We start from the raw sequence: 20,718 nt of genomic DNA, 5'->3' as shown, positions 1-20,718 counted from the left end.
CCAGGGCAGCTTCCGGCATGACGGTGTCTTTTTCGTCGCACCGGCTGAAAAAACTGTCATACCTGCCCGGTGACAGTATGCACCTTCGCGATTAAAGAACTGGAAAAAAGCTGTTGTGAAGAGCAAAGGGGAGCCATCTCCCCTTTGGGTGCAGTCGGCACCCCGACAGGATGTGGAGATTACCGAAGATATTGATATCACTCTTGTTGACTGAGTAAACCTTTTCAGGAGATACCGGATAGCTGCCAGGGCAGCTTCCGGTATGACGGGATGCAATAGTCTATTTTGTTACCTGGTGTATCTCATACTTTAAAGGCCGAAGGCGTAGCGCAGAATAAACACCAGTGCCAACAGATAAGTAATAAAGCTGATTTCCTTGTGCTTACCAGTACCCAGCTTTACACCCACATAGGTGATGAAACCCAGCGCTATCCCTTCACTGATACTAAAGGTGAGTGGCATAGCCATTAGGGCAACGACTGCTGTAGCTGTAGCGCCAAGATCATCGAACTCAAGATGACGAATCGATTCCATCATTAAGATACCCACCATCACCAGTGCCGGTGTGGTGGCCATCAGCGGAATGATTTTCATCAGAGGTGTTAAAAATAGTGCCAGCAGAAAGCAGATACCCACTACAATAGCGGTAAGGCCGGTTCGGCCACCGGCCGAAGCGCCGGCTGCTGATTCCACGTAACTGGTTACCGGTGAGGTACCTAAAGCCGCACCGACCACACTGGCAGACGCATCAGCGGTCATCGCAGCGCCAATTTTAGGCAGTTTGTCTTCTTCATTGAGCAGGTTTGCCCGGCGCGATACGCCAATCAGGGTGCCGATAGTATCGAACATGTTGACGAACATCAGGGCAAATATCAGATCCCAGGTTTCAGCGAAATGCTCCAGCGGATACATAATATCCATGGCAAACCAGGTGTCACTGATAGGCTCAGGCATGCCCACAATAGCCTCTGGTGTAGGCGTTAGCATGCCGTCTTCAGTAGGAATAATAAATCCCATCAAAGTGAGCAGAATAATCGACAGCAGAATACCGCCGGTAACGTTTTTCTTCACCAGAATTACAGTAAGCAGAATCCCGGCGAGGGCAAGCATCACCGCGGGGTTGGATAAGTCACCAATGGTCACAAAGGTTGCCTGGTTAGACACGATCAAACCAGCATTTTTGAGGCCGATAAACGCGATAAATAAGCCAATACCGCATTGCACGCCTATTTTAAGAGACGCAGGAATGGCTTCGGCAATTAAGGTTCGCACCCCTGTAAGGGTTAATAATAAGAACAACACACCGTTCCAGAATACGATGCCCAGGGCGGCTTCCCAGGGGATTTCCCGGGTCATACAAATGGTAAAAGCAAAAAAGGCGTTAAGGCCCATACCCGGTGCCAGTGCAATCGGGTAGTTGGTCATAAACGCCATTAGCATGGTGCCCAAACAGGCGGCCAGTGCCGTAACCGTTATTAAACCGGTAGCCGGCATGCCGCTTAAGCCCAGAATGCCCGGGTTAACCACCAGAATATAAGACATTGCTGCAAACGTGGTCAGGCCGGCGATCACCTCGGTTTTAATGGTGGTGCCGTGGGCCTCAAGTTTGAAAAGCCGCTCTATCAGCGATGATGACATAGTGAATCTCTTTTATGGTTTGTAATTGTTGAGTGTGTTGGCTTAGTGCAAGCAAAAAACTGACCATTTAGTCAAAGAGTTGGTCTGGTATCTGCTAGACTTTTATATATCACAATAAACGGTTGGTACCGAACAGACCAATCTTACTATAAATCAGTTTGATGCAGGCTATTTTGGCATGGAGCCATTCAAAGATGCACCTAAATGGTGAATTTGCCTGACAACAGTGCGCGAGGGAGCCCGTTACGCGATGAAACTTATTCATTTAATTGAGCAGTTGCCAAAAACCGAATTGCACCTGCATATCGAAGGTACACTGGAGCCAGAGCTGATGTGGGCACTGGCCGAGAAACACGGGGTGGCTTTGCCTTATGATTCCGTAGAGGCCATTAAAGCAGCCTATCAGTTTGACAGTCTACAGAGTTTCCTGGATCTGTATTATCAGGGGGCAGATGTGCTGCGCGACGAAGAAGACTTTTACCAGCTAATGCGCAGTTATTTGCAGCATTGTCATGCCGATAACATTGTGCACACCGAAATCATGTTTGATCCGCAAACCCATACCGAGAGGGGCGTCGGATTTGATGTCTTTATGCCAGGTTTCCAGCGCGCCATTGATGAAGCAAAAAAACAGTGGGGCATTAGCGTATACCTTATTATGTCGTTTCTGCGTCACCTCAGTGAGGCAGCCGCCATTGAAACCCTAAATAAGGCCCGTGAGTATTACCCGGTCATTAAGGCGGTGGGGCTCGATAGTTCGGAGCAGGGTAATCCGCCGGAAAAGTTCGTGAAGGTGTTTACCGCCGCCCGTGCGTTGGGTTTCAAATGTGTTGCCCATGCCGGTGAAGAAGGGCCGCCGGATTACATCTGGCAAGCTCTGGATCTGCTTAAAATAGACCGCGTCGATCACGGTGTCAGAGCCGAAGAAGACGAACAACTTATCAAGCGTTTACGCGACAGCGGCATGGCGCTAACGGTGTGTCCGCAAAGTAATATTAAGTTGTGTGTATTTGATAATATGGCGCAACACAATATTCTCGATCTGCTCGAACAGGGGCTGTGTGTTACGGTTAACTCTGATGATCCGAGTTATTTTGGCGGCTACCTGAACGACAACTATAAAGCGTTAATGACCCATCTGGCGATGAATGAAACGGCGTTGGTTCAACTGGTTAAAAACAGTTTTATTGGTTCATTTTTGCCGGCTGAGGAAAAGAATAAGTGGCTGCGATGTATTGATAACCTGGTGGCCAAAGCGGCTTAAGTTTTTTATTGCGGATAACAAGAAGGGGCCAGAAGACCCCTTTTTTGTATTCGCTACAGGTTCTGCAGAATTACTGCTGACCAGGCAGGGTATCCTGATACTTGTCCCAGTTAAGGACAATTTCATCAATCACGGTACTACCGACTTTATAAGCGGCTTCCAGCGACGGCAGCATCCCCGCATAGCCAGCGCCAGAGCTTTCCGACGCGAGGTTTTCGGCAGCAGTCATACCCGTCGGCTGCATGGTAAAGTTACTGGCGGTACGTAACACCATTACGCGTTTTTTGTCGGCAAGACCGGCGTTATCCAGATAGGTCAGTGCCTGATAGCTGCCGGTGTCTTCCATGCCTGAGGTCATAAAGTTGCCCTTGCCGTTAGTCCAGAATGCCGTCCAGTCGTTTGCCCAGTCGTTAAACAGTTTGCCGTGCCAGAAGGTCGAAGCAGACAGGTGGTCGCCGCGTAAAACCTTCGGAGGTAACTGAGCTGCCGGCATTTCGGTGTACTTGCTGCGTAAAGCCAGCATGGCATCAGTATCCATTAACTCGATATCTTTGGTGAGGTTGAATGCCCAGTCTACCAGCATGGTATTCAGCTGAAAAACTTCACCGTTACGGGCAACGACTTCACCTTCCTGCTCTGGATAAGGTTCGTTAGCAAAGAGTGGGAAGTAACCGGTCGACCAGTCTTCCGGGATTTCACGGGCATCGATCTGATGCGCCAGGTCGCCGTCGACCAGGTAATCCGTCCATACCGCAGAGCCAATAGAGCCATCCTGCGGGTCGATGCCGGCAATACCTGCAATCAGCCAGTAGGCTTTGGTTAAATCAAAGCGCGGGTCCAGTCCCAGCGCGGTAAACGCCGATGAGGCGCGGGCAATCCCCATACCGGTGACCATGCCCAGTACGCCTTTTTCAGGGTTGTAATAAAGGTCATGGAAGCCGTGAGGGAAGGGATACTTTTCAGTCAGGCCGTAGCGCTCTTTCCAGAACTGAAATTCGCCGGGGCGATCACCTTCGTCTTCGCCAATTTCAAACATGGCAACGACAACGGCTTTTACTTGCAGTTTTTCGGCGCTTTCAGCCTGTGTTTTTACCGCTTCTGCGGTAGTGGTTTGTACGGGAGCATCCGTGCCCGGCTGACAGGCGCTCAATGCCAGACAACTCAGCAAACTCAATAATAAATAACGCATGGTTTCTCCAGGAGGTAAAAAAACGGCATGCCGAGGCATGCCGTTATTGTAGAACAAAGTATTGCTTAGAACTTATAAGAGAACTTCACGTTGAAGTGACGTGGCAGTTCAGGTAACACAATCTGGCTACCGAATAAGTCCGGGAAGTTCGCGCGGAAATAGGTTTCGTCGGTCAGGTTTTTCACTGTCAGGTTAACCCCGAAGTTTTCGTCCTGATAAGACAGACCTGCGTTAACCAGGGTGTAAGCAGGCAGTGTAACCGCACCAGAGAAACCTGAAGAAACCGAGTCAACATCGATAACACTCAGGCTGGCCGCATAACCATTCTGGAAGTCATAGGTACCAGTCAGCGTGTAGATGTTTTCCGGCATACCGGCTTTCAGGCCTTTCGGGTTGTTAGTACCCGGACCAACCAGGTTAAGACCGATAACGTTACCACCGAATACCAGTGATGGATCGCTCAGGTTAACCAGATCTTCGGCACCTAAGAAACCAAACTGAGTACCGTTTTCAAGGGCTGTGAGGTTAACAACTTCAACGTTAGAGTAACCGGCAGACAGTACCAGGTTTTCGTTCACTACCCAACGCAGTTCAAATTCCAGACCTTCGTTGTTGGTGGTGTTATTGGTAACAGTGTTTTGTGTATTGTAGTCGGTACGCTCCTGCTCGAAGATTGACAGCGCAAAGTACAGCGACTCATCCAGGAATGAACCTTTCACACCGTATTCAAGCAGCTCAGAGGTATCGAATGCACCACTGCCATCAGCGTTGCCTAACTGACCGATGTTGATTTCAGCACCCTGACCAGCAACCAGTGTAGCCTGCTCAGCCATAGTGATATAGGGGATCAGACCAATTGGTGTGGTGTAGGAGATACTGGCGTTCCAGGATACACCATCAACGGTTTCATCCAGCGTAATGGGTGTTGTAACAGCAGCGTCTTCACGTGCGCCTGGTAACAGCAGATCCTGGCGAGACGTAGTCTCGATGTCGATGGTGTCGTAGCGAGCACCTAACACGATGTTCAGACCCCAATCCCAGGTTAAGTCAGTCATGGCTGCAAAACCCAGATCCAGGTAATCACCCTGGTCATAGTTGTCGTAGTTCATGCCAGAGCGGGTAGACAGTAAACGACGATCCAGTGCGCTTGAAGGCATAGTCAGGTCACGGCGGTTGAAGTACTCATAAGTAAAGTCGTCGCCGTGTAAGAAGTCGGTGTAACGGATTGACGGTGAAACCTGGAACTGTGCGTAAAGCGAACCGGTTTCCACTTCGGTAGAGAATACCACTTTGTCCTCAACAACCCAGCTATCGTGGAACTGTGAGAAACCGTAAGCATTTTCGTTGATGTTATCGTAGGCATCATAGAATAACTGGTTTTTGATTTCCCAGTCGCCAGCGTAGTAAATCACATCAAAGTAAAGGGTAGTGGCTTTGTTGCCTAACTGGTCATCCGGTGCAACCAGCGTCTGATTACCTTTCAGCGTAGTAGTGCCTACGTTTTCCAGGTTCATCAGTGGCAGCGCATCGTCATCAGTAAATGACGCAGCTGGTACGTAGAAGAAGCCTGCACCGGCCAGGTTAACTGCGCCGTACTCTTCGTGCGAGATAGAGCCGTCACCGTTGGTATCAAGCGGTTGAGCAGTACCGGTAATATAGGTGCCGTTGTCAACCAGTTCCTGAGTCAGACGGTTCCAGCCCGCTACCTGGTTACCCTGATAGTTGTGGTACATACCACCAAATTCAACGCGCAGGTTATCGGTCAGGTCGATGTTAAATGAAGCCTGAATGATTGACTGATCGGTATCGGTGTTGTCGTAGTAAGAACCTGAGTTTTCAACCTCACCGTAAACGTAGTAACCCATTTCCTTGCCGCCAATGCTGCCAGGACCGCCCACTTCAGCGGTGATAATGCTCTTATCCCAGGTACCGTGGGTATAAGATAACGCGCCGGTAGGTGCATCCAGGTACTGACCTGAAGAGGCACGGGCGGATTTAGGGTTAAAGTTCAGGTAACCACCAATTTTTGACGGACCATAAATAGGCGATGCCGGACCACGTACGATGTCGATACGGCTTGATGCACCAATTGGCGTAGGGTAGTTACCCGGGTTGTCCAGACGCTTCATGCCACGGAAATAAGCTTCACCGGGGTTACCACGAATATCCAGGGAACCGGCTACACCAAAGAATGACTGGGTAAATGTACCCGGAGCGAAAGCGACCAGTTCGTCAATGTCGGATACGTTAAAACGTTCCATCTGCTCATCAGAGATGGTTGATGCAGAACGAGGGGTTTCCAGAATTGACTTACCAAAACCGAAAACTGCTTCGACGTCCTGGCCAGGTAAGCTGCCCAGTGAGCCTTTTACTTCAATTTTTTCGATTTCAGCATCAGATGGCTCTTCCTGCGCAAAGGCAGCAGTTGATAGCATCAGACTGCTGGTGACGGCCAGCGCAATCGGCGCCACACTAAATTTGGTCGTTTTCATGGTGTTCCTCATGTTCTCGGAATTTTTGTAAATTTAAGTGAGATATAGCTATGCAGACTTGCACATTGCAGGTTTAGTGCCAAAATCCTGTCCATGTGGTCAGGGTTAATTTTGTTTTTAATTCATTGATATATATAGATAAAAATATAGCTCGTTAAGGCCTTTTCGTTACTTAATTGTTAACGATGAAAGTTTGTTCAGCGCGTTGCACCATTTCAGGGAGTATTATCTGAACATTGCACCATGTAAAGCTAAAGCCCGATCGGGATCGGGCCTGCTGTTCATTTCTCAGTACATGGCCGTGGTTGTGAATCGTCGGTTTGCAAACTCTCAGTGCTGGTGTCGGCTACTTTACTGCCCGGTAACACTACGGTAAGAACAATTGCGGTTAACCCTGCGGTGGTAACCGGAGATACAAATATGTTGCCAAGCCAGGGTGGCAGCTGAGCAAGCACGTCTCCGACCATCATCACGCCCAGCCCCATGCCAAGCGAACACGCCGTAATCAGGCTGTTGCGCTGAGTCAGTGGCTCGCTGGTCAGGATCTTAACGCCGCCCACCGCGACCATGGCAAACATCACCAGTGTGGCGCCGCCCAGCACAGGTTTTGGAATTGCCTGAAGGACTGCACCGATAAAGGGAAATACGCCAAGAACCACAAATACTGCCGCCACAAAGTAGCCCACTTTACGACTGGCAATTCCTGTCATTTGAATAACGCCGTTATTTTGCCCGAAGGTGGTGTTGGGAAAAGTACAAAAGATGGCCGCCATCAATGAATTAAAGCCATCACCGAGGATACCGGCGCGGATCCGTTTGAGGTATTTATCGCCGCGGATCGGTAACTGACAAAATAAACTGTTGGCGGTGAGATCACCGGCCGTTTCAATAGCTGTAAAAAAGTAAATTAACGCAATAGGTAAAAACAGTGTCCAGTCAAAATTAAAGCCGTATTTAAAGGGTTGCGGAAAGCTGAAAACCGGTAGCGATGTCAGCGCCGTGAAATCGGTCATGCCGGCAAAAAAGGCGATAAGTGTACCCAGGCTCATACCGATAAAAATGGCGGATAATCTTAACCAGCGGTTTCGATGGGCATTAAAGAAAATAATCACCAGCAGTACTGTCAGTCCCAGGTTTAAATTTTCCACGCTGCCAAAATCATCGCTGTTAAAACCGCCCGCCAGGTCTGTCATGCCGACCTTTATCAGCGAAATACCAATGGCAATGATCACAACCCCGGTGGTAATAGGGGTGATGACGCGTTTGAGCTGGGTAATAAACTGGCTCAGAATAATTTCAACAAATGCGCCCCAGAAACAGACGCCAAACATCATGGCGAGAATATCGTCGTTCGTCCCTCCCCGGGCCTTAATCGTCGTTCCGACCATCAGCAAGGCACTGATAAAGGCAAAGCTGGTGCCCTGAATTGCCACCAGACCACTGCCTACCGGGCCAAATCCCCGGGTCTGGATAAAGGTTCCGATACCGGTAACCAGCAGTGCCATACTGACCAGGTAGGGCACCTCAGCCTGTAAACCCAGCGCTGATGCGATGATCAGCGTAGGGGTTACCACGCCAATAAAGCTGGCCAGAACGTGTTGCACTGCCGCCGTCAGGCTAACCATAAAACTTGGTTTATCTTCCAGTGCGTAAAGTATGTGATGCTGTGACATTCGCTATCCTTGATGACACAAAGTGGGTTGGTAGTCGCAGATAAAACGCCGTTTAGGGGCGGCTTGCGGTAATGACGAAACGCCGTCACCGGCAAGGGCTCCTGCAAACTGGCGCAAACGCTGTTCATAAGTGTTTAGTGCGGTTTGTTTATCGTCTTCGGCTAAAAAACTGTGCTGAAGGGACTGGCGGGCAAGACCGGTGAGTTCCTGCCAGGATAAATTAAATTCTTTAACGGCTACGTAGTACTCATCGGTAAGAGTGCTGTCCCACATGCCGCGATCGTCAGTAGTCAGCGCCACTGGTATATTGGTGCGCAAATACTCCGGAAACGGATGGCTGGCATAATCTTCAGTGTAGTCGAGCAGGCGGTTACTGATCAGGTTTATTTCAATCAGGTAAGGGCCATGGCGCATCAACAACAGGGTGTCCGGATCGGTAATGGTGTTCAGGCCGTGGCCGATGCGCTGGGCACCAAGCAGCAGGGTGTCTTTTACATGCTGATTAGGTTCATCAACTTCACCGGCGTGAATGGCCAGATTAATCGCCGGATACTGGCGGCGTAATTCCCGTAACACCGGCAGAAAGCGCAACGGATGACCTTTGTCGTTATCCTCGCGGCCAACCATATTTATGCCCACATAGAGGTCGCGGTGCTGATCGACAAAATCATACATCCAGCGCAGGTGCTTTTCTGCATGGGGTAAAAAGCGCAGTAAAGCGTATTGAAAACGCACCGTAACGCCGGTCTTTCTGGCGGCTTCTGAAGCCAGCATATCGGTATAGACCTTTAGCGACGCTGCCGGCGACATTAACTCGCCCTCAGGAGTAATGCTGCGATCCACATTCACCTGCGTTTCAAGATATTGCAACCCCTCTGCCGCGAATGCCTGCATATTTTTCAGCAGAATGTGGGCGCCAATATGCGGGTTGTTGTTGAGTTCGTTCAGTCGTTGCCAGTGGCGCTCAAAAAACTCATTGCGCCCTTCATGGGCTTTATCCAGGCGAATACTGTTGAACCAGGCAAGTTTAGTATTTTCGTCAAGTTCACTGAGTAATTCGTATTCCTGTTTTTCACAGTCATTCAGCGCGGCATAGGTGGAGGCCTGAATGGTCCGGAATAACAGGTTCTGCGGATTGGGGCCGTACTCATTGGTACCGTAGCCGCGGCATTGCAGTAAACGGGTTTTAGTGTAGTAACGGTAGCCCCCATTTTGTTCCGGGCGGGTGGCAATGTCGTACCACCATTCGCTAAAGCCGGCACCACTTAAGTGATGGTGCAAATCGCCGCCTTTGGGCAGTGACCACAGCAATTTATAAAGGGTCTGGTCACTGGCATTCTGCTTGAATTCCCGGAACCAGGTGTTCATGTCGGCACTGAATACCGACAGCGAAGTCAGCGTCAGGGCGGCGGCAAACAGAAAACGAAACAAAGGGGAGGCTGAACGGCGACTATTGCACCGGTAAAACATACTGCACATATTGCTCACTGTAGACGTAAAAAAAGACGTTACGGATGAAGCAATAATCTGACCATTTGGTCCGAATGACGGGGCAACATTTAAGTTGCTGTATTTTAAAGATTATAATTACGCTGTGTAGTTTGCGCTTGCGGCGTTAAAAAGCCACTGCACCAGAGAGGGGCGTGACTGACTCATGAGCAGCCAGCCCCATACGGAGAACTCTGTGCGTTTAATTAATAAGGGAAGCCGTCGGGCAGGGTAACAAAAATCGAATGGCGGACTTCATTGTACATGGCGCGGCTGCAATGGCCTTCGCCTTCGGTATCTTCCAGTAATAACACATCACCGGCACCGTACACGTGGCGCTCACCATTGGAGACGGTAAACTCAGCGCGGCCTTTTAAAATGAACAGTAACTGGCGTGCTGGTGCAGGGTGCCATTTAAAGTCGTAGTCGGCGGGTGTTTCGCGAAAAATAATCGAACCAGCAGGGATCTTCTCTGATAATAAGCCGATTGGGCCGCCATCTTTAAGCGGGATTTCGGCTTCACCAAAATGGCTTTTGCCGTCTGCATCATTATAAATTCTGGGTATCTTCATGCGTATCATCCTTCTACTTGATAAATGGCCTAAAAGTCAGGCGAAAATGCGTCAAAAAATCGATAAATAACCTGTAAACTGGCAGCAACGTCGGCACTGGTCACTGACTCACCAGGATGGTGACTAATACCACCTTTGCAGCGCACAAACAGCATGCTTACCGGGCAAATAGCATCCATGGCCATGGCATCATGCCCGGCCCCGGAGGGTAAACTAACGGCATTATGACCACTTAGCTGAATAGCCTGGGACAAGGTTTGCGAGAGGTAAGGGTCGCAATGCACGGCATCGGCATGGTGGGTTTGCTGCCAGTTAACATCTATATGACGGCGCTGGGCAATGTCGCGGAACACTTCTTCAATCAGTTGCAATGCCGCGTCCCGCTTATGGTCGTGCTCGCTGCGGATATCGAGTGAGAAGTTCACCTGACCGGGGATCACGTTTACGGCTCCGGGCCTGGTTTCGAGTCGGCCGACAGTGGCCACAATGCCAAACTGGCTGGCAATAGACTCTACCGCCAGGACCATTTCGCTTGCTGCAACCAGGGCGTCCTGGCGCATGTCCATGGGGACCGTACCCGCGTGCCCGGCCATACCGTTTAACTGCACATTCAGGCGTTTGGCGCCGGCAATCGCGGTAACCCAACCTACCGGCAGGTTCTTGTCTTCAAGCACCGGCCCTTGTTCGATATGTACTTCGAGATAGCCCAGTACGCTGTCGGGCTTAAGCGTGGCATCGCCAACCTTATCGAAAGCCAGACCAAATTCGGCCATCGCTTCAGGCAGTGACACCTTGTTTTCATCACGCAGTAACTGCCAGTCTTCTTTCCAGCGGCCGGTTAACGCGCGACTGCCCAGCAGAGTAGAGCCAAACCGGGTACCTTCTTCATCGCCAAAGCCGACAATATCAATGTGAAACGGAAAACGGATGCCGTTTTCGAAGCAATGGTGCACTACCGCCAGCGGTGCAATAACACCTAACATACCATCGTATTTACCACCGTTGGGCACGGTATCGAGGTGACTACCAAGCACCAGTGAACGCGCGTTGGCGTCGGTGCTGTGATAACGGCCCCATTGATTACCCGCGGCGTCCTGCCAGACTGTCATTCCGGCCTCGCGCATCCATTGTGCGACTACATCATTCGCCTGACGATGCTGAGGGGTAAGGTAGCGACGGTCAACGATGCCGGGCGACTGCGTAATCGCACCGAGCTGATCGCAACGTAACATCACCTGGTTGGCCAGGCTGGCAAAATCCATCATAGTGATGAACCCGAAAAGCTATCCAGCGCGGCGTCAACACCACCACCAGCAGGCAGCTTGTGCCCGGCGCGGCGTAACACGGTTTCCAGCGACTGCAGGGTGTGCAGTACGGCATCTTTTCGCGCGTTGTAACCCATGGTGCCAATCCGCCAGATACGGCCTTTCAGCGGACCGAAGCTGGTACCAATTTCAATATTAAAATCCAGCAACAGTTGCTGGCGGATTTGCTCGCCATCCACGCCATCAGGAATTTCCACGCCCACTACGTTATGCATTTTGTGCGCGAGGTTACCAAAAGGCTCAAGGTTCAGCGCCTGCACACCGGCCAGCATGGCATCGCCGGCCTGTTTATGGCGGGCAATGCTGTTATCAATGCCTTCCTCAATCAGATTAATGGCACATTCCCGTGCACAAAACAGCATAGAAGCGGCTTCGGTGTGGTGATTAAGGCGCTCCTCACCCCAGTAATCAAGCAGCATGGGAATATCAAAGTAGTTGGAGCGTATGCGACTGCCCGAGCCTGACTGGTGGGCAGATTCGCGAATACCGGCTTCAACGTGATGACGCTTGCGCACCAGTTCTACATAGCGATCGCTTAAGGTAATCGGTGCGCTACCAGAGGGGCCGCCTAAACATTTCTGCAGGCCAACGGATACCGCATCGAGCTGCCATTCGTCGGTTTTAAACGGGTTACCGCCAATGGATGCCGTGGCATCAGAGTAGAACAACACGTCGTAGCGTCGGCAAATCTCACCTAAGTGCCCCAGTGGCTGGAGCATGGTGGTGGAGGTATCGCCCTGAACTACCGCCAGCATTTTAGGCTGTACTTCGCGGATGGCTTTTTCGATTTGCTCAGGTTCAAACACTTCGCCCCAGGGCACCTCAATACTGTGTACCTCGGCACCGGCACGTTCGGCAATTTCACACAGCAGGTGGCCAAAGCGGCCAAAAATGGGCACCAGCACCTTATCGCCGGGCTCCAGTGCAGACACCAGCACGGCTTCGATACCCGCGCGTGAAGTACCATCGACTAACAGGGTGTGGTGATTGTTGGTCTCAAAGACCTGACGATACAACGCCATCACTTCATTCATGCAACTGGTCATAGCCGGGTCGTACTGGCCAACCAGCTGTTGTGACATGGCCGTTAACACCCGCGGATAGCAGTTTATCGGACCTGGGCCCATCAGCAGTCGGGGTGGCATGGTTAAGGGTTTCATTTTTTCTCCTAGAGCACGCTCTGAGCAAGCATTCTAACGCCGGTGATAAGCAGTACCACGGCAAACACTTTCTTGAGCTTTGCGGCATCCAGTTTGCTGGCCAGGCCAGCACCAACCGGTGCGAATAACACAGTAAGGGGGACAATGGCGGCAAAGCCAATCAGGTTAACCAGACCGATGGTGCCATCGGGCGCATCGGCTGGCGCCTGACCAAAAATCAGCATGGTTATCGCTGCGGGCAGCGAGATTATCAGGCCAACCGCAGCGGCGGTGCCTACTGCACGGTGCGCCGGATAATTACAAAAGGTCAGGGTAGGAACGGTAAGGGTACCACCACCAATGCCGACCATGGCGCTGAATAAGCCAATGCAAATGGCAATGATGCGCTGGCCAAGGGCACCGGGCAGGTCGTTAAACCAGGCGCTTTTGCTGCCAATAAACATGTTGATGGCAGACAAGCTGGCAATAACGCCAAACAGCAGGGTTAATACTTCACCGTTCACCTGGGTTACCGCGTAGCTGCCAAGCAGCACGCCCAGCAATATAAATGGGCCCCAGCGTTTGAGCAGCTCGCTGTCGACGTTGCCTTTTTTACGGTGCGCGCGGATTGAGCTAACCGACGTAGGAATGATTGTTGCCAGTGAGGTCGCCGTGGCAATCAACATGGCTGAGTCGGCCGATACGCCCAGTGCCTGAAACAAAAAGTACAGTACCGGTACAATAACAATACCGCCACCCACGCCGAGCAGGCCAGCCAGAATACCGGCAAATACGCCGGTGGCCATCAGGGCCAGAATCGTTGGCAGTAACTCCATGAATGCATCCATTACTGTACTTCTCCTGTTGCGGTATAAGCTTGCGCGAAGGCTTTGCCATCGCTGCGCGGATCGGTGGCCGCTTCGGTGGTGTCATCTGTGTGCAATACCACTGCGCCGGCATGGCCCATGAGCTCGTTACAGGCATCAACCACCACCATATCGTGGCCGCGGGCCAGTAGATCTTCGCCAACGTATTCGTTAAGGTCGCGTTCCACTTTGAGGTTATGCGACTGATCGCCCCAGGTACGACCCAGTAACCAGCGGCCAAGGGCAATGGCTTTATCCAGTGGCTGGTTGTGGTATACATAGCGGCTGAATAAAGCGGCCTGAGTTTGTGGCTGACCTTCACCGCCCATAGTGCCGTAGCTGATACGGCGGCCATCATTAAGCTCAGCAAAGGCCGGGTTTAAGGTATGAAACGGTTTTAAACCGGGCTTGAGTTGTTGTAAGTGGCCGGGCGTAAGGCTGAACGATGTACCACGGTTATTCCACACAATACCGGTTTGCGGGCTTACCACACCGCTGCCATATTCCCAGTACAGGCTTTGGATATAGCTGACCATGCGGCCTTCGTTATCACAGGCCCCCATCCAGATGGTGTCACCCAATTTGGCTTCCTGCGGCCAGGGCAGGGCTTTGTCCAACTTAATGGCCGTGGCCATTTCATCGAGCGCTTTATCGGTCAGGAAACTGTCGAGTTCAACACTTAAACGGCCCGGATCGGTAAGGTATTCGTTGCGCTTGATAAAGGCTTGTTTGGTACATTCAATCAGCAGGTGAACCATATCGGCGTCGCTGCTGCCCTGGCTGACCACGCGGTCGTACAGGGCCAGAATAATTAGCGAGGCGATGCCCTGTGTAGGCGCTGGCAGGTTGTAAAGTTTACCTTTCGAGGTTGAAACACTTAACGGCGTGACGACTTTGGCTTGGTACTGGTTAAAATCGCTCAGACGAATCGGTGAGCCTGCAGCCTCAAGATCGGCCGCCAGTTCGCGGGCGATATCGCCATGATAAAAATCGTTCAGGCCGTTGCCGGCCAGACGCTGTAAGGTATTAGCAAGCTTGGTGAGTTTAACAATTTTACCTTTTTTAAGGGCCTTACCTTTAATTAAAAACTGCGCAAAATGTTCGTCACCGGCTAACTCATCGAAGGTTTTGAAACTGGCATCCGACATACTCTGAGTTACTTCGATGCCCCAGTTAGCCTGACTGATGGCGGTGGCCAGTAAGTCCTGCAGCGGCATTGAAGATTGCCAGTTGGCACTGATCTCCAGCGCTTTTTGCCAGCCAGCCACAGCACCGGCCATGGTTAAAGCCGCTTTGCCGCCACGCGAGGGAATAGCATCGAGGCCCTGATAAAAATCGCTGTCGGCCAGACCAGCAGCGGTGCCGCAGGCGTCGATAGCTACCGGCGCTTTGCCCGGTTCACTGATTAGCCAGAAACCGTCACCACCAAGGCCGTTCATGTGCGGGTATTCCACCGCAATGGAAGCCGCTGCGGCAACCATGGCTTCAATGGCGGTGCCGCCGCGTTGCAGGATATCGTTGCCGACTGTCGATGCAGCATAGTGTGGCGCGGTAAAAGCAGTGTGTTGTTGTTTTGTCATGCTTTCTATTCTTATTCCGTAAGGGTACGAGCCAGAGCGAACAGGCTGGTTTCACTGCCCGCCGGGCCTATCAGTGATAAGCCACAGGGTGCGTCATTCAGGCGAAATAACGGCAAATGCAGTTGTGGTAAACCCGCCAGTCCGGCTAAGGCAGTTAATGATAATAATTGTTTGCGGTAGTCAGTCAGTTCGGCCGCACTGGCGGTTAACCGTGGTGCACAACCCGGCGTAGTGGGCAGCACAATGGCGCGGTTATCGTTTAGCAGTGCAGCTAACAGCTGACGTACCTGTTGTTGTATATGTGTTGCGTGCTTTACCTCAGCGTCGCTGATCTGCGCGCTTTGGTTAAGTCGCTCGGCAATATCCGGTGCAAATACCGGCTGCGTATTGGTGATCCACTCGCCGTGGGTTTGCCAAATCTCACGCCCCTGTAACACCCTGAATGCTTCAGCCAGCGGTAGCTGTTCCAGCTGACTGAAATCACCTGCCTGTCTGGCTATTGGCAGGGAAGCAAGCCATTGATTAGCGGCGCTTGCCTGCTCACTGTTATCCACCGCCTTTTGGTACACCACCAAAGACGTCAGAGCCGGGGTATCAGTCACCGGCGAGTCGAATAAACAGCTCATGCTACGTTCGAGCACATCAAGGCTTTTTGTCATCACGCCGATAGTATCGAAACCCGGGGCGAGGGCTACCAGGCCGTCGGTGCTGATACGACCGTGAGTAGGCCGCATGCCGTACAGAGCGTTATAACTGGCGGGTACGCGAATGGAGCCGCCGGTATCGGTGCCCAGGCCAATGTCGGCCAAACCGGCCGATACTGCTACGGCCGAGCCACTGGATGAACCGCCGGGCAGGCGCTCAGGCGTTAGTGGATTTTGCGGGGTACCGTAATGGATATTTTGCCCGTTTAAGCTGTAAGCCAGTTCGTCCGTAATGGTCTTGCCTGCCACTTCGGCACCTGCTGATACCAGTTTGGACACGGCGCTGGCAGTGGTCTGGGCTAACGGGTGCGTTGCCAGCCAGTGCGGATTACCCGCTGTGGTGGCAGTACCTTCGATAGCAAACAGGTCTTTCACAGCCACGCGCAGGCCCGACAACGAATTAACGCTATCGTTTACTGCATTAAGAGCAGGTGTACTGGCTTGTTCAGCAGGCACCACAGTGGGCGCTGGTTGCCAGACAAATGGCGAACTAACGGTAAAATGATCCATGAAGTTTAATGTTACAGAAGGATACCTCTATGAAACAATCGTTTCACTCATAAGTCAAGTGAAACGTTTGTTAAATTGTTGTGCTTTTTGTTAACAGTGCAGGTGCGCCCCGGGGAGTAACCGGTCGGTAAGGGCATGGTGTTCGGGTTATCAGCGTTAAAAATACTGACCGCCTTGGCAATTTTACGTTCACTCTGTATCGTAAAGGTAATACTTCTCTTCGCGTGACTGTTTTTATGGTTCGTTCTCTGATCCCGATATCCGCGCTGTTGTTGTCTGATGCACTGTTACTGCTGGGTCATGGTTTACTGTTGACGCTATTGCCGGTGGCCGCCAATCAGCTCGGTTTTTCTGCCATTGAAGTCGCCTTAACCGGTTCGGCCTATTTTCTGGGGATTATCGGAGGTTGCCTAGCGACGCCTCATGTGCTCAAGCGGGTGGGGCATATCCGTGGGTTCGCGGTATTGGCCTGTGCTTATCTCATTTTCACCTTGCTGTTTGCCTGGTTACAGTCTTTTGTGTTGTGGCTGGCGCTGCGTTTTGCTCTGGGCGCTGGGGTGTCCGGGTTGTATATGATTATTGAGAGTTGGCTTAATGAACGCGCCGATGCGAGTAATCGCGGTACGATTTTATCGTTTTACTCGATGCTCAACCTGTTGATGATCACTCTGGCTCAACAGCTACTCCTGTTAGCGGATGTCAGTTATCCGTTACTATTCAGTATTGCTGCAATCTTTATTGCGCTGTCGATAATACCCGTATCGCTAACGCTGTCGCTGGCGCCAGCGAAGGTCAACAGTGTAAAAGTGAGTTTTAAGAAAGTCTGGCAGCATTCGCATATCGCCATGATTGGCGCAGTGATCCTGGGTCTTGTCACCGGCGCTTTTTGGTCGCTGGGGCCGGTTTTTGCCGCCGAAAGCAACTTTAGTAATGCCCAACTGGCTATGTTTATGTCGGCCACGGTATTAGGGGGGGCCTGCTTTCAGATCCCGGTAGGGCGTTTTTCTGACCGCTATGACAGGCGTATCATTTTAATCTACAACGCCCTGGCGGGCAGTTTCATATCACTGGGCATTGTGCTGGCGTCGTACTGGTCAGGATTTGCCGGCTGGCCGGCAGCCATACTGGCATTTTTTTGGGGCGGTACCTGTATGACCTCCTACGCGATTTGTCTGGCCCATGTGAATGACAATGCCATGGCGAAGGATTTTCTGCCCATCGGCAGTGGAATGCTGATCACTTATGGTATTAGTTCTGCCATCGGTGGGCCGTTAGCCGCTTCACTGATGGGCATAATGGGGGCTAAAGGACTTTATGCCTACATGACATTTTTTCTGGTGTTATTTGCCGTTATCGTGATTATTCGCCGTCGTAGTCACGTGTTACCTGATACCAGTGACTCGCATCCCACATTTCAGCCGTCGGCGGGTATTACCACGCCTGCGGCATTTGAGATTGATCCGCGCACCGAGCATTTACCGGAGCAAAAAACGACTGATACGGGTGTGTAAGGTTGAAACCAGATTTAGTCCTGAGCGCTGGTAATATCTGTCGGGGCGATTGTCTGTTAGCCAGCGCGTTTGTGGCTGGCTGCCAGTAACGTGCTTAACCAAAATAACCCCGTGGCCACGGCCAGTGATAACCAAACTGCGAGATGCCGAAGCTCTGCAGTGCCGCCCATTGCCGACATCGTCATATAGCTCCACGGATACCAGACCCAGTATTCTGAACTGCCAATTTGTACAATGCCCATGGTGGCCATTACCGCTACCGAAAGCGGTACAATGATGTTGCCAAACCGCCAGCTCACCGCGTGCTGGAAGATCAGTACGGGCAGGGAAGTAAGTATTAAGGCTGGCATCGCGTTGAGTAATACCCGGCCGTATTCCGTTTCCGCTGGTGTCCCTAATACGTTCATCAGCAAGGTGGCAAGCAAACCACTCATCCACAGCCATAGCAGAGCGGTCGCGGTTAACAGCACGGCAAGGAGCAGTTTGGCAATATAAAGTGAGTAGAGGTTGACAGGTAGTGCCAGCATCAGGCGCCAGCCGTGATTTTTGTGCTCATTACCGTTAATGGCGCCGGTGATGAGCGCAATAAACATCGGCAGCATAAATTAGCTCCATAACGCCATGACGCCCATCCACCAACGTTGCCAGGCCTGGTGGTCAAACGCTTGCAGATTTTGTGATTTAACGGCTAATCCCGTGGAAAACAGCACCACCAGTAGCGGCAGGGCAAATACCATCAGCAGCGTTGATGTGCGCTTGAGCTTGAGACACTCAACTACCAGCAGTCGGCTCAGGCCCGGAAATGGATTAATCGGTATGTTCATTGGTAAACCATTGCTCTAACGAGGCTTTATTTTGGTAAGACTGAAATAACTCAATGCCTGCACCCACCAAAAGGGCATGTAGCCGGGGTTGCTCATTACGGGGCAGTTTGTCGACCCGTACCGTGTTGGGAGCAGTAATTGTGCTACGAAAACCGTGTTTTAAAAGTTCCGTATGAGCAGCGTTGGCATCGCCCACTTCCAGCGTCATATTGAACTGTTGTGCGGCTTTCCAGCTTGGGATATCCGATTCAAAACGGTGGCCATTTTTTCCACTTCGTCGAGGTTATGCGTAGAGAAAAATACCGTGGTGCCGGTGCTGGCCGGTAGTTCACTGAGCAACTGACGGATATCGCGGATACCGCTGGGGTCGAGGCCGTTAGTGGGCTCATCGAGGATCAGCAATTTGGGATCGCCCAGTAAGGTGTGGGCAATGGCGAGCCGCTGTTTCATGCCTAACGAGAACTGGCCGATGAGCCGTTTGGCGGCATTGGTTAAGGAGACCACTGCTAATACCCGGTCTATTTCACTGACCGGCAGGCCTTTAATAGCACAGCCAATGGATAAAAATTCGGCGGCGGTCAGGTTGGGGTAAAGACTGGGCGCATCAATCAGTCCGCCAAGCCGGTGTAACAGGCGGTAGTCTGGCACAAACCGGGCTGAGCGTGATAACCAGGCACGACGCCGGGTATAAAGCGAGTCTCCGCAAATTGCCACACTGCCAGCATCCGGTGCTTCAAGGCCAGTGAGCACTCTGATGGTGGTGGGTTTTCCTTCGCCGTTGTTGCCTAAAAACGCGTACACACTGCCATAGGGAACGGCCAGGTTAAGCTGACTTAATACCGGTTTGTCTGCATAGGTTTTGCAAATCTGGTTAAGCGCCAACGCGTTTTCGCTGGGTTGACTGAGCATCCGTACGGCATCCTGTTCACTTAGTTCCTGTAAGTGGCGGGTATTTTACGCTGGCGGCAGGATTCGCCAAGCCTTTGATTGTTTTAGAATATGAATGACAACAGGTTATTCCGGGTCGAGCTCACCCATCTGAGCATAGAGCTGACTGATGGTGGACACCCGGTGATCGCCTTCTTCTCCCAGCAATGTGTAGGCCTGGTTACAGATTACGGAGACCAGACTCATGGGCGCGGCATAACTATCAAAGGCGAACTGGTTGCCCAACTGACATACCAGCGTATGGCCGACGCGGTCCTGATAAACCTGACCGGTGGGATCGGTCAATAAAATGGTGCGCTGAGGGGGCAATGCATCTATCATGCGGGCAAAAATACGTGGGCGACGGCGAAAGCCAAACACCACGATAACTTCGTCGTCTGCCAGATCCATTAGATCTTCACTCAGGCTTTGCCCTGGCTGAGGTAATAACCGCACATTCGGGCGGATCTGTTTAAGTTGCTGGCGGCAGTGCAGGGCCACCGGGTAACTGTTGCGATAGCCGATGAGCGTAATGCGCGGCGCCTTGGCCAGAATGGCAGCGATTTGGTTAATTTCCTCGCCCGGAATCGATTCCAGGGTACGTTGCAGGTTGCCAAGTTCGGCAGCAATGTAATCATGCTGGGTTAGGGTTTGTTTAACCGGAATACCGGCGTCACGCTGTAGCACTACGTCCTGTTTGGCATCCTGATGGGAAGCATAGCCCAACTGACGAAACAGCCTGCTGACAGTGGCTTTGGAGGTATTGGTTTTGGCCGCAATTTCGGCGGTGGAGTCGCTGATGATGGTCAGCGGAAACTGTTGCAGGTAATTGGCGATAGCCCGCGCAGAGGGCGACAAGTCGGTATACTTGTCACGAATTCGTGCTAAAACACCATTATTATCAGCCACTTCAAAGTCCAGCTATTACGTATATTTCATAATTAGTGTAGCGGACAAAGCGCCAAAGGTGTATCTGTTTTTCCAGGCACAAAAAAAGAGCGCCAGTTGACGCTCTT

General features: G+C 51.6%; 18 protein-coding genes. 2 read left to right on the top strand and 16 right to left on the bottom strand.

All coding sequences use genetic code 11. The features are described 5' to 3' along the window. Nucleotides 1-309: 309 nt before the first annotated feature. Complete coding sequence (locus C6Y40_RS22515; protein ID WP_105936638.1) at nt 310-1,638, bottom strand: NCS2 family permease; 1,329 nt, start codon at nt 1,636-1,638, stop codon at nt 310-312. A gap of 250 nt (nt 1,639-1,888) precedes the next feature. Here C6Y40_RS22515 and C6Y40_RS22510 point away from each other — a divergent pair, with 250 nt between their 5' ends. Next, nucleotides 1,889-2,902, top strand: coding sequence for an adenosine deaminase (locus C6Y40_RS22510; protein WP_105936637.1), 1,014 nt, complete (start codon nt 1,889-1,891; stop codon nt 2,900-2,902). A gap of 70 nt (nt 2,903-2,972) precedes the next feature. Here the strand turns inward: C6Y40_RS22510 and C6Y40_RS22505 are convergent, their stop codons facing one another. The 10 genes from C6Y40_RS22505 to C6Y40_RS22460 form a co-directional block, all read right to left on the bottom strand. Then, a complete protein-coding gene (locus tag C6Y40_RS22505) occupies nt 2,973-4,091 on the bottom strand; it encodes a purine nucleoside permease (protein WP_240622059.1) in 1,119 nt (372 codons plus the stop codon). A 65-nt stretch (nt 4,092-4,156) separates the two neighbouring features. Continuing rightward, nucleotides 4,157-6,583, bottom strand: coding sequence for a TonB-dependent siderophore receptor (locus C6Y40_RS22500; protein WP_105936635.1), 2,427 nt, complete (start codon nt 6,581-6,583; stop codon nt 4,157-4,159). A gap of 281 nt (nt 6,584-6,864) precedes the next feature. Then, nucleotides 6,865-8,256: a uracil-xanthine permease family protein gene (locus C6Y40_RS22495; protein ID WP_105936634.1), complete on the bottom strand. Its 1,392-nt coding sequence runs from the start codon at nt 8,254-8,256 to the stop codon at nt 6,865-6,867. Between the two features lie 3 nt (nt 8,257-8,259). After that, nucleotides 8,260-9,726, bottom strand: coding sequence for an amidohydrolase family protein (locus tag C6Y40_RS22490; RefSeq protein ID WP_105936633.1), 1,467 nt, complete (start codon nt 9,724-9,726; stop codon nt 8,260-8,262). A gap of 224 nt (nt 9,727-9,950) precedes the next feature. Then, nucleotides 9,951-10,316 carry an AraC family ligand binding domain-containing protein gene (locus C6Y40_RS22485; RefSeq protein ID WP_105936632.1) on the bottom strand — a complete coding sequence of 122 codons (366 nt, stop codon included), beginning with the start codon at nt 10,314-10,316 and terminating at the stop codon, nt 9,951-9,953. A gap of 29 nt (nt 10,317-10,345) precedes the next feature. Continuing rightward, the gene (locus C6Y40_RS22480; protein WP_105936631.1) at nt 10,346-11,581 is read right to left on the bottom strand and encodes an allantoate amidohydrolase; all 1,236 of its coding nucleotides are present in this window, start codon (nt 11,579-11,581) and stop codon (nt 10,346-10,348) included. Further along, nucleotides 11,578-12,801 carry a pyridoxal-phosphate-dependent aminotransferase family protein gene (locus tag C6Y40_RS22475; protein ID WP_105936630.1) on the bottom strand — a complete coding sequence of 408 codons (1,224 nt, stop codon included), beginning with the start codon at nt 12,799-12,801 and terminating at the stop codon, nt 11,578-11,580. The genes C6Y40_RS22480 and C6Y40_RS22475 overlap by 4 nt, the downstream gene beginning before the upstream one ends. Before the next feature lie 8 nt (nt 12,802-12,809). Next, entirely contained in the window at nt 12,810-13,628 is an 819-nt protein-coding gene (locus C6Y40_RS22470) for a sulfite exporter TauE/SafE family protein (protein ID WP_105936629.1), read from the bottom strand. Then, nucleotides 13,628-15,226, bottom strand: a complete 1,599-nt coding sequence (locus tag C6Y40_RS22465; protein WP_105936628.1) for a gamma-glutamyltransferase family protein — start codon at nt 15,224-15,226, stop codon at nt 13,628-13,630. Before C6Y40_RS22465 ends, C6Y40_RS22470 begins: the two co-directional genes overlap by 1 nt. Nucleotides 15,227-15,237: 11 nt before the next feature. After that, nucleotides 15,238-16,440, bottom strand: coding sequence for an amidase (locus C6Y40_RS22460; RefSeq protein WP_105936627.1), 1,203 nt, complete (start codon nt 16,438-16,440; stop codon nt 15,238-15,240). A 236-nt stretch (nt 16,441-16,676) separates the two neighbouring features. Here C6Y40_RS22460 and C6Y40_RS22455 point away from each other — a divergent pair, with 236 nt between their 5' ends. Next, nucleotides 16,677-17,951 (top strand): MFS transporter, encoded by a 1,275-nt coding sequence (locus C6Y40_RS22455; protein ID WP_105936626.1) that lies wholly within the window; start codon nt 16,677-16,679, stop codon nt 17,949-17,951. A gap of 56 nt (nt 17,952-18,007) precedes the next feature. Here C6Y40_RS22455 and C6Y40_RS22450 read toward each other — a convergent pair whose 3' ends face one another. From C6Y40_RS22450 to C6Y40_RS22430, 5 genes are all read right to left on the bottom strand, one after another. Further along, the gene (locus C6Y40_RS22450) at nt 18,008-18,553 is read right to left on the bottom strand and encodes an ABC transporter permease (RefSeq protein ID WP_105936625.1); all 546 of its coding nucleotides are present in this window, start codon (nt 18,551-18,553) and stop codon (nt 18,008-18,010) included. Nucleotides 18,554-18,556: 3 nt separating this feature from the next. After that, complete coding sequence (locus C6Y40_RS22445; RefSeq protein ID WP_105936624.1) at nt 18,557-18,775, bottom strand: ABC-2 family transporter permease; 219 nt, start codon at nt 18,773-18,775, stop codon at nt 18,557-18,559. Continuing rightward, nucleotides 18,759-18,983, bottom strand: coding sequence for a hypothetical protein (locus C6Y40_RS25065; protein WP_105936623.1), 225 nt, complete (start codon nt 18,981-18,983; stop codon nt 18,759-18,761). The genes C6Y40_RS22445 and C6Y40_RS25065 overlap by 17 nt, the downstream gene beginning before the upstream one ends. Then, nucleotides 18,980-19,684 carry an ATP-binding cassette domain-containing protein gene (locus C6Y40_RS22435; protein WP_105936622.1) on the bottom strand — a complete coding sequence of 235 codons (705 nt, stop codon included), beginning with the start codon at nt 19,682-19,684 and terminating at the stop codon, nt 18,980-18,982. Before C6Y40_RS22435 ends, C6Y40_RS25065 begins: the two co-directional genes overlap by 4 nt. Before the next feature lie 105 nt (nt 19,685-19,789). After that, a complete protein-coding gene (locus tag C6Y40_RS22430) occupies nt 19,790-20,611 on the bottom strand; it encodes a MurR/RpiR family transcriptional regulator (RefSeq protein WP_105936621.1) in 822 nt (273 codons plus the stop codon). Between the last annotated feature and the right edge of the window lie 107 nt (nt 20,612-20,718).

Source organism: Marisediminitalea alba, from assembly GCF_002993365.1.
In the GTDB taxonomy this organism is placed as follows: Bacteria; Pseudomonadota; Gammaproteobacteria; order Enterobacterales; family Alteromonadaceae; genus Alteromonas; species Alteromonas alba.
The sequence above is the reverse complement of the archived record's forward strand: the minus strand, read 5'-3'. Positions and strand labels throughout refer to the sequence as shown.

Excerpts from the sequence above, each read along its gene's own strand:
- C6Y40_RS22510 (WP_105936637.1), top strand. The coding sequence starts at position 1,889 with ATGAAACTTATTCATTTAATTGAGCAGTTGCCAAAAACCGAATTGCAC.
- C6Y40_RS22505 (WP_240622059.1), bottom strand. The coding sequence starts at position 4,091 with ATGCGTTATTTATTATTGAGTTTGCTGAGTTGTCTGGCATTGAGCGCC.
- C6Y40_RS22500 (WP_105936635.1), bottom strand. The coding sequence starts at position 6,583 with ATGAAAACGACCAAATTTAGTGTGGCGCCGATTGCGCTGGCCGTCACC.
- C6Y40_RS22465 (WP_105936628.1), bottom strand. The coding sequence starts at position 15,226 with ATGACAAAACAACAACACACTGCTTTTACCGCGCCACACTATGCTGCA.
- C6Y40_RS22475 (WP_105936630.1), bottom strand. The coding sequence starts at position 12,801 with ATGAAACCCTTAACCATGCCACCCCGACTGCTGATGGGCCCAGGTCCG.
- C6Y40_RS22490 (WP_105936633.1), bottom strand. The coding sequence starts at position 9,726 with ATGTTTTACCGGTGCAATAGTCGCCGTTCAGCCTCCCCTTTGTTTCGT.
- C6Y40_RS22450 (WP_105936625.1), bottom strand. The coding sequence starts at position 18,553 with ATGCTGCCGATGTTTATTGCGCTCATCACCGGCGCCATTAACGGTAAT.
- C6Y40_RS22485 (WP_105936632.1), bottom strand. The coding sequence starts at position 10,316 with ATGAAGATACCCAGAATTTATAATGATGCAGACGGCAAAAGCCATTTT.
- C6Y40_RS22435 (WP_105936622.1), bottom strand. The coding sequence starts at position 19,684 with ATGCTCAGTCAACCCAGCGAAAACGCGTTGGCGCTTAACCAGATTTGC.
- C6Y40_RS22480 (WP_105936631.1), bottom strand. The coding sequence starts at position 11,581 with ATGATGGATTTTGCCAGCCTGGCCAACCAGGTGATGTTACGTTGCGAT.
- C6Y40_RS22445 (WP_105936624.1), bottom strand. The coding sequence starts at position 18,775 with ATGAACATACCGATTAATCCATTTCCGGGCCTGAGCCGACTGCTGGTA.
- C6Y40_RS22455 (WP_105936626.1), top strand. The coding sequence starts at position 16,677 with ATGGTTCGTTCTCTGATCCCGATATCCGCGCTGTTGTTGTCTGATGCA.
- C6Y40_RS22495 (WP_105936634.1), bottom strand. The coding sequence starts at position 8,256 with ATGTCACAGCATCACATACTTTACGCACTGGAAGATAAACCAAGTTTT.
- C6Y40_RS25065 (WP_105936623.1), bottom strand. The coding sequence starts at position 18,983 with ATGACGCTGGAAGTGGGCGATGCCAACGCTGCTCATACGGAACTTTTA.
- C6Y40_RS22470 (WP_105936629.1), bottom strand. The coding sequence starts at position 13,628 with ATGGATGCATTCATGGAGTTACTGCCAACGATTCTGGCCCTGATGGCC.
- C6Y40_RS22460 (WP_105936627.1), bottom strand. The coding sequence starts at position 16,440 with ATGGATCATTTTACCGTTAGTTCGCCATTTGTCTGGCAACCAGCGCCC.
- C6Y40_RS22515 (WP_105936638.1), bottom strand. The coding sequence starts at position 1,638 with ATGTCATCATCGCTGATAGAGCGGCTTTTCAAACTTGAGGCCCACGGC.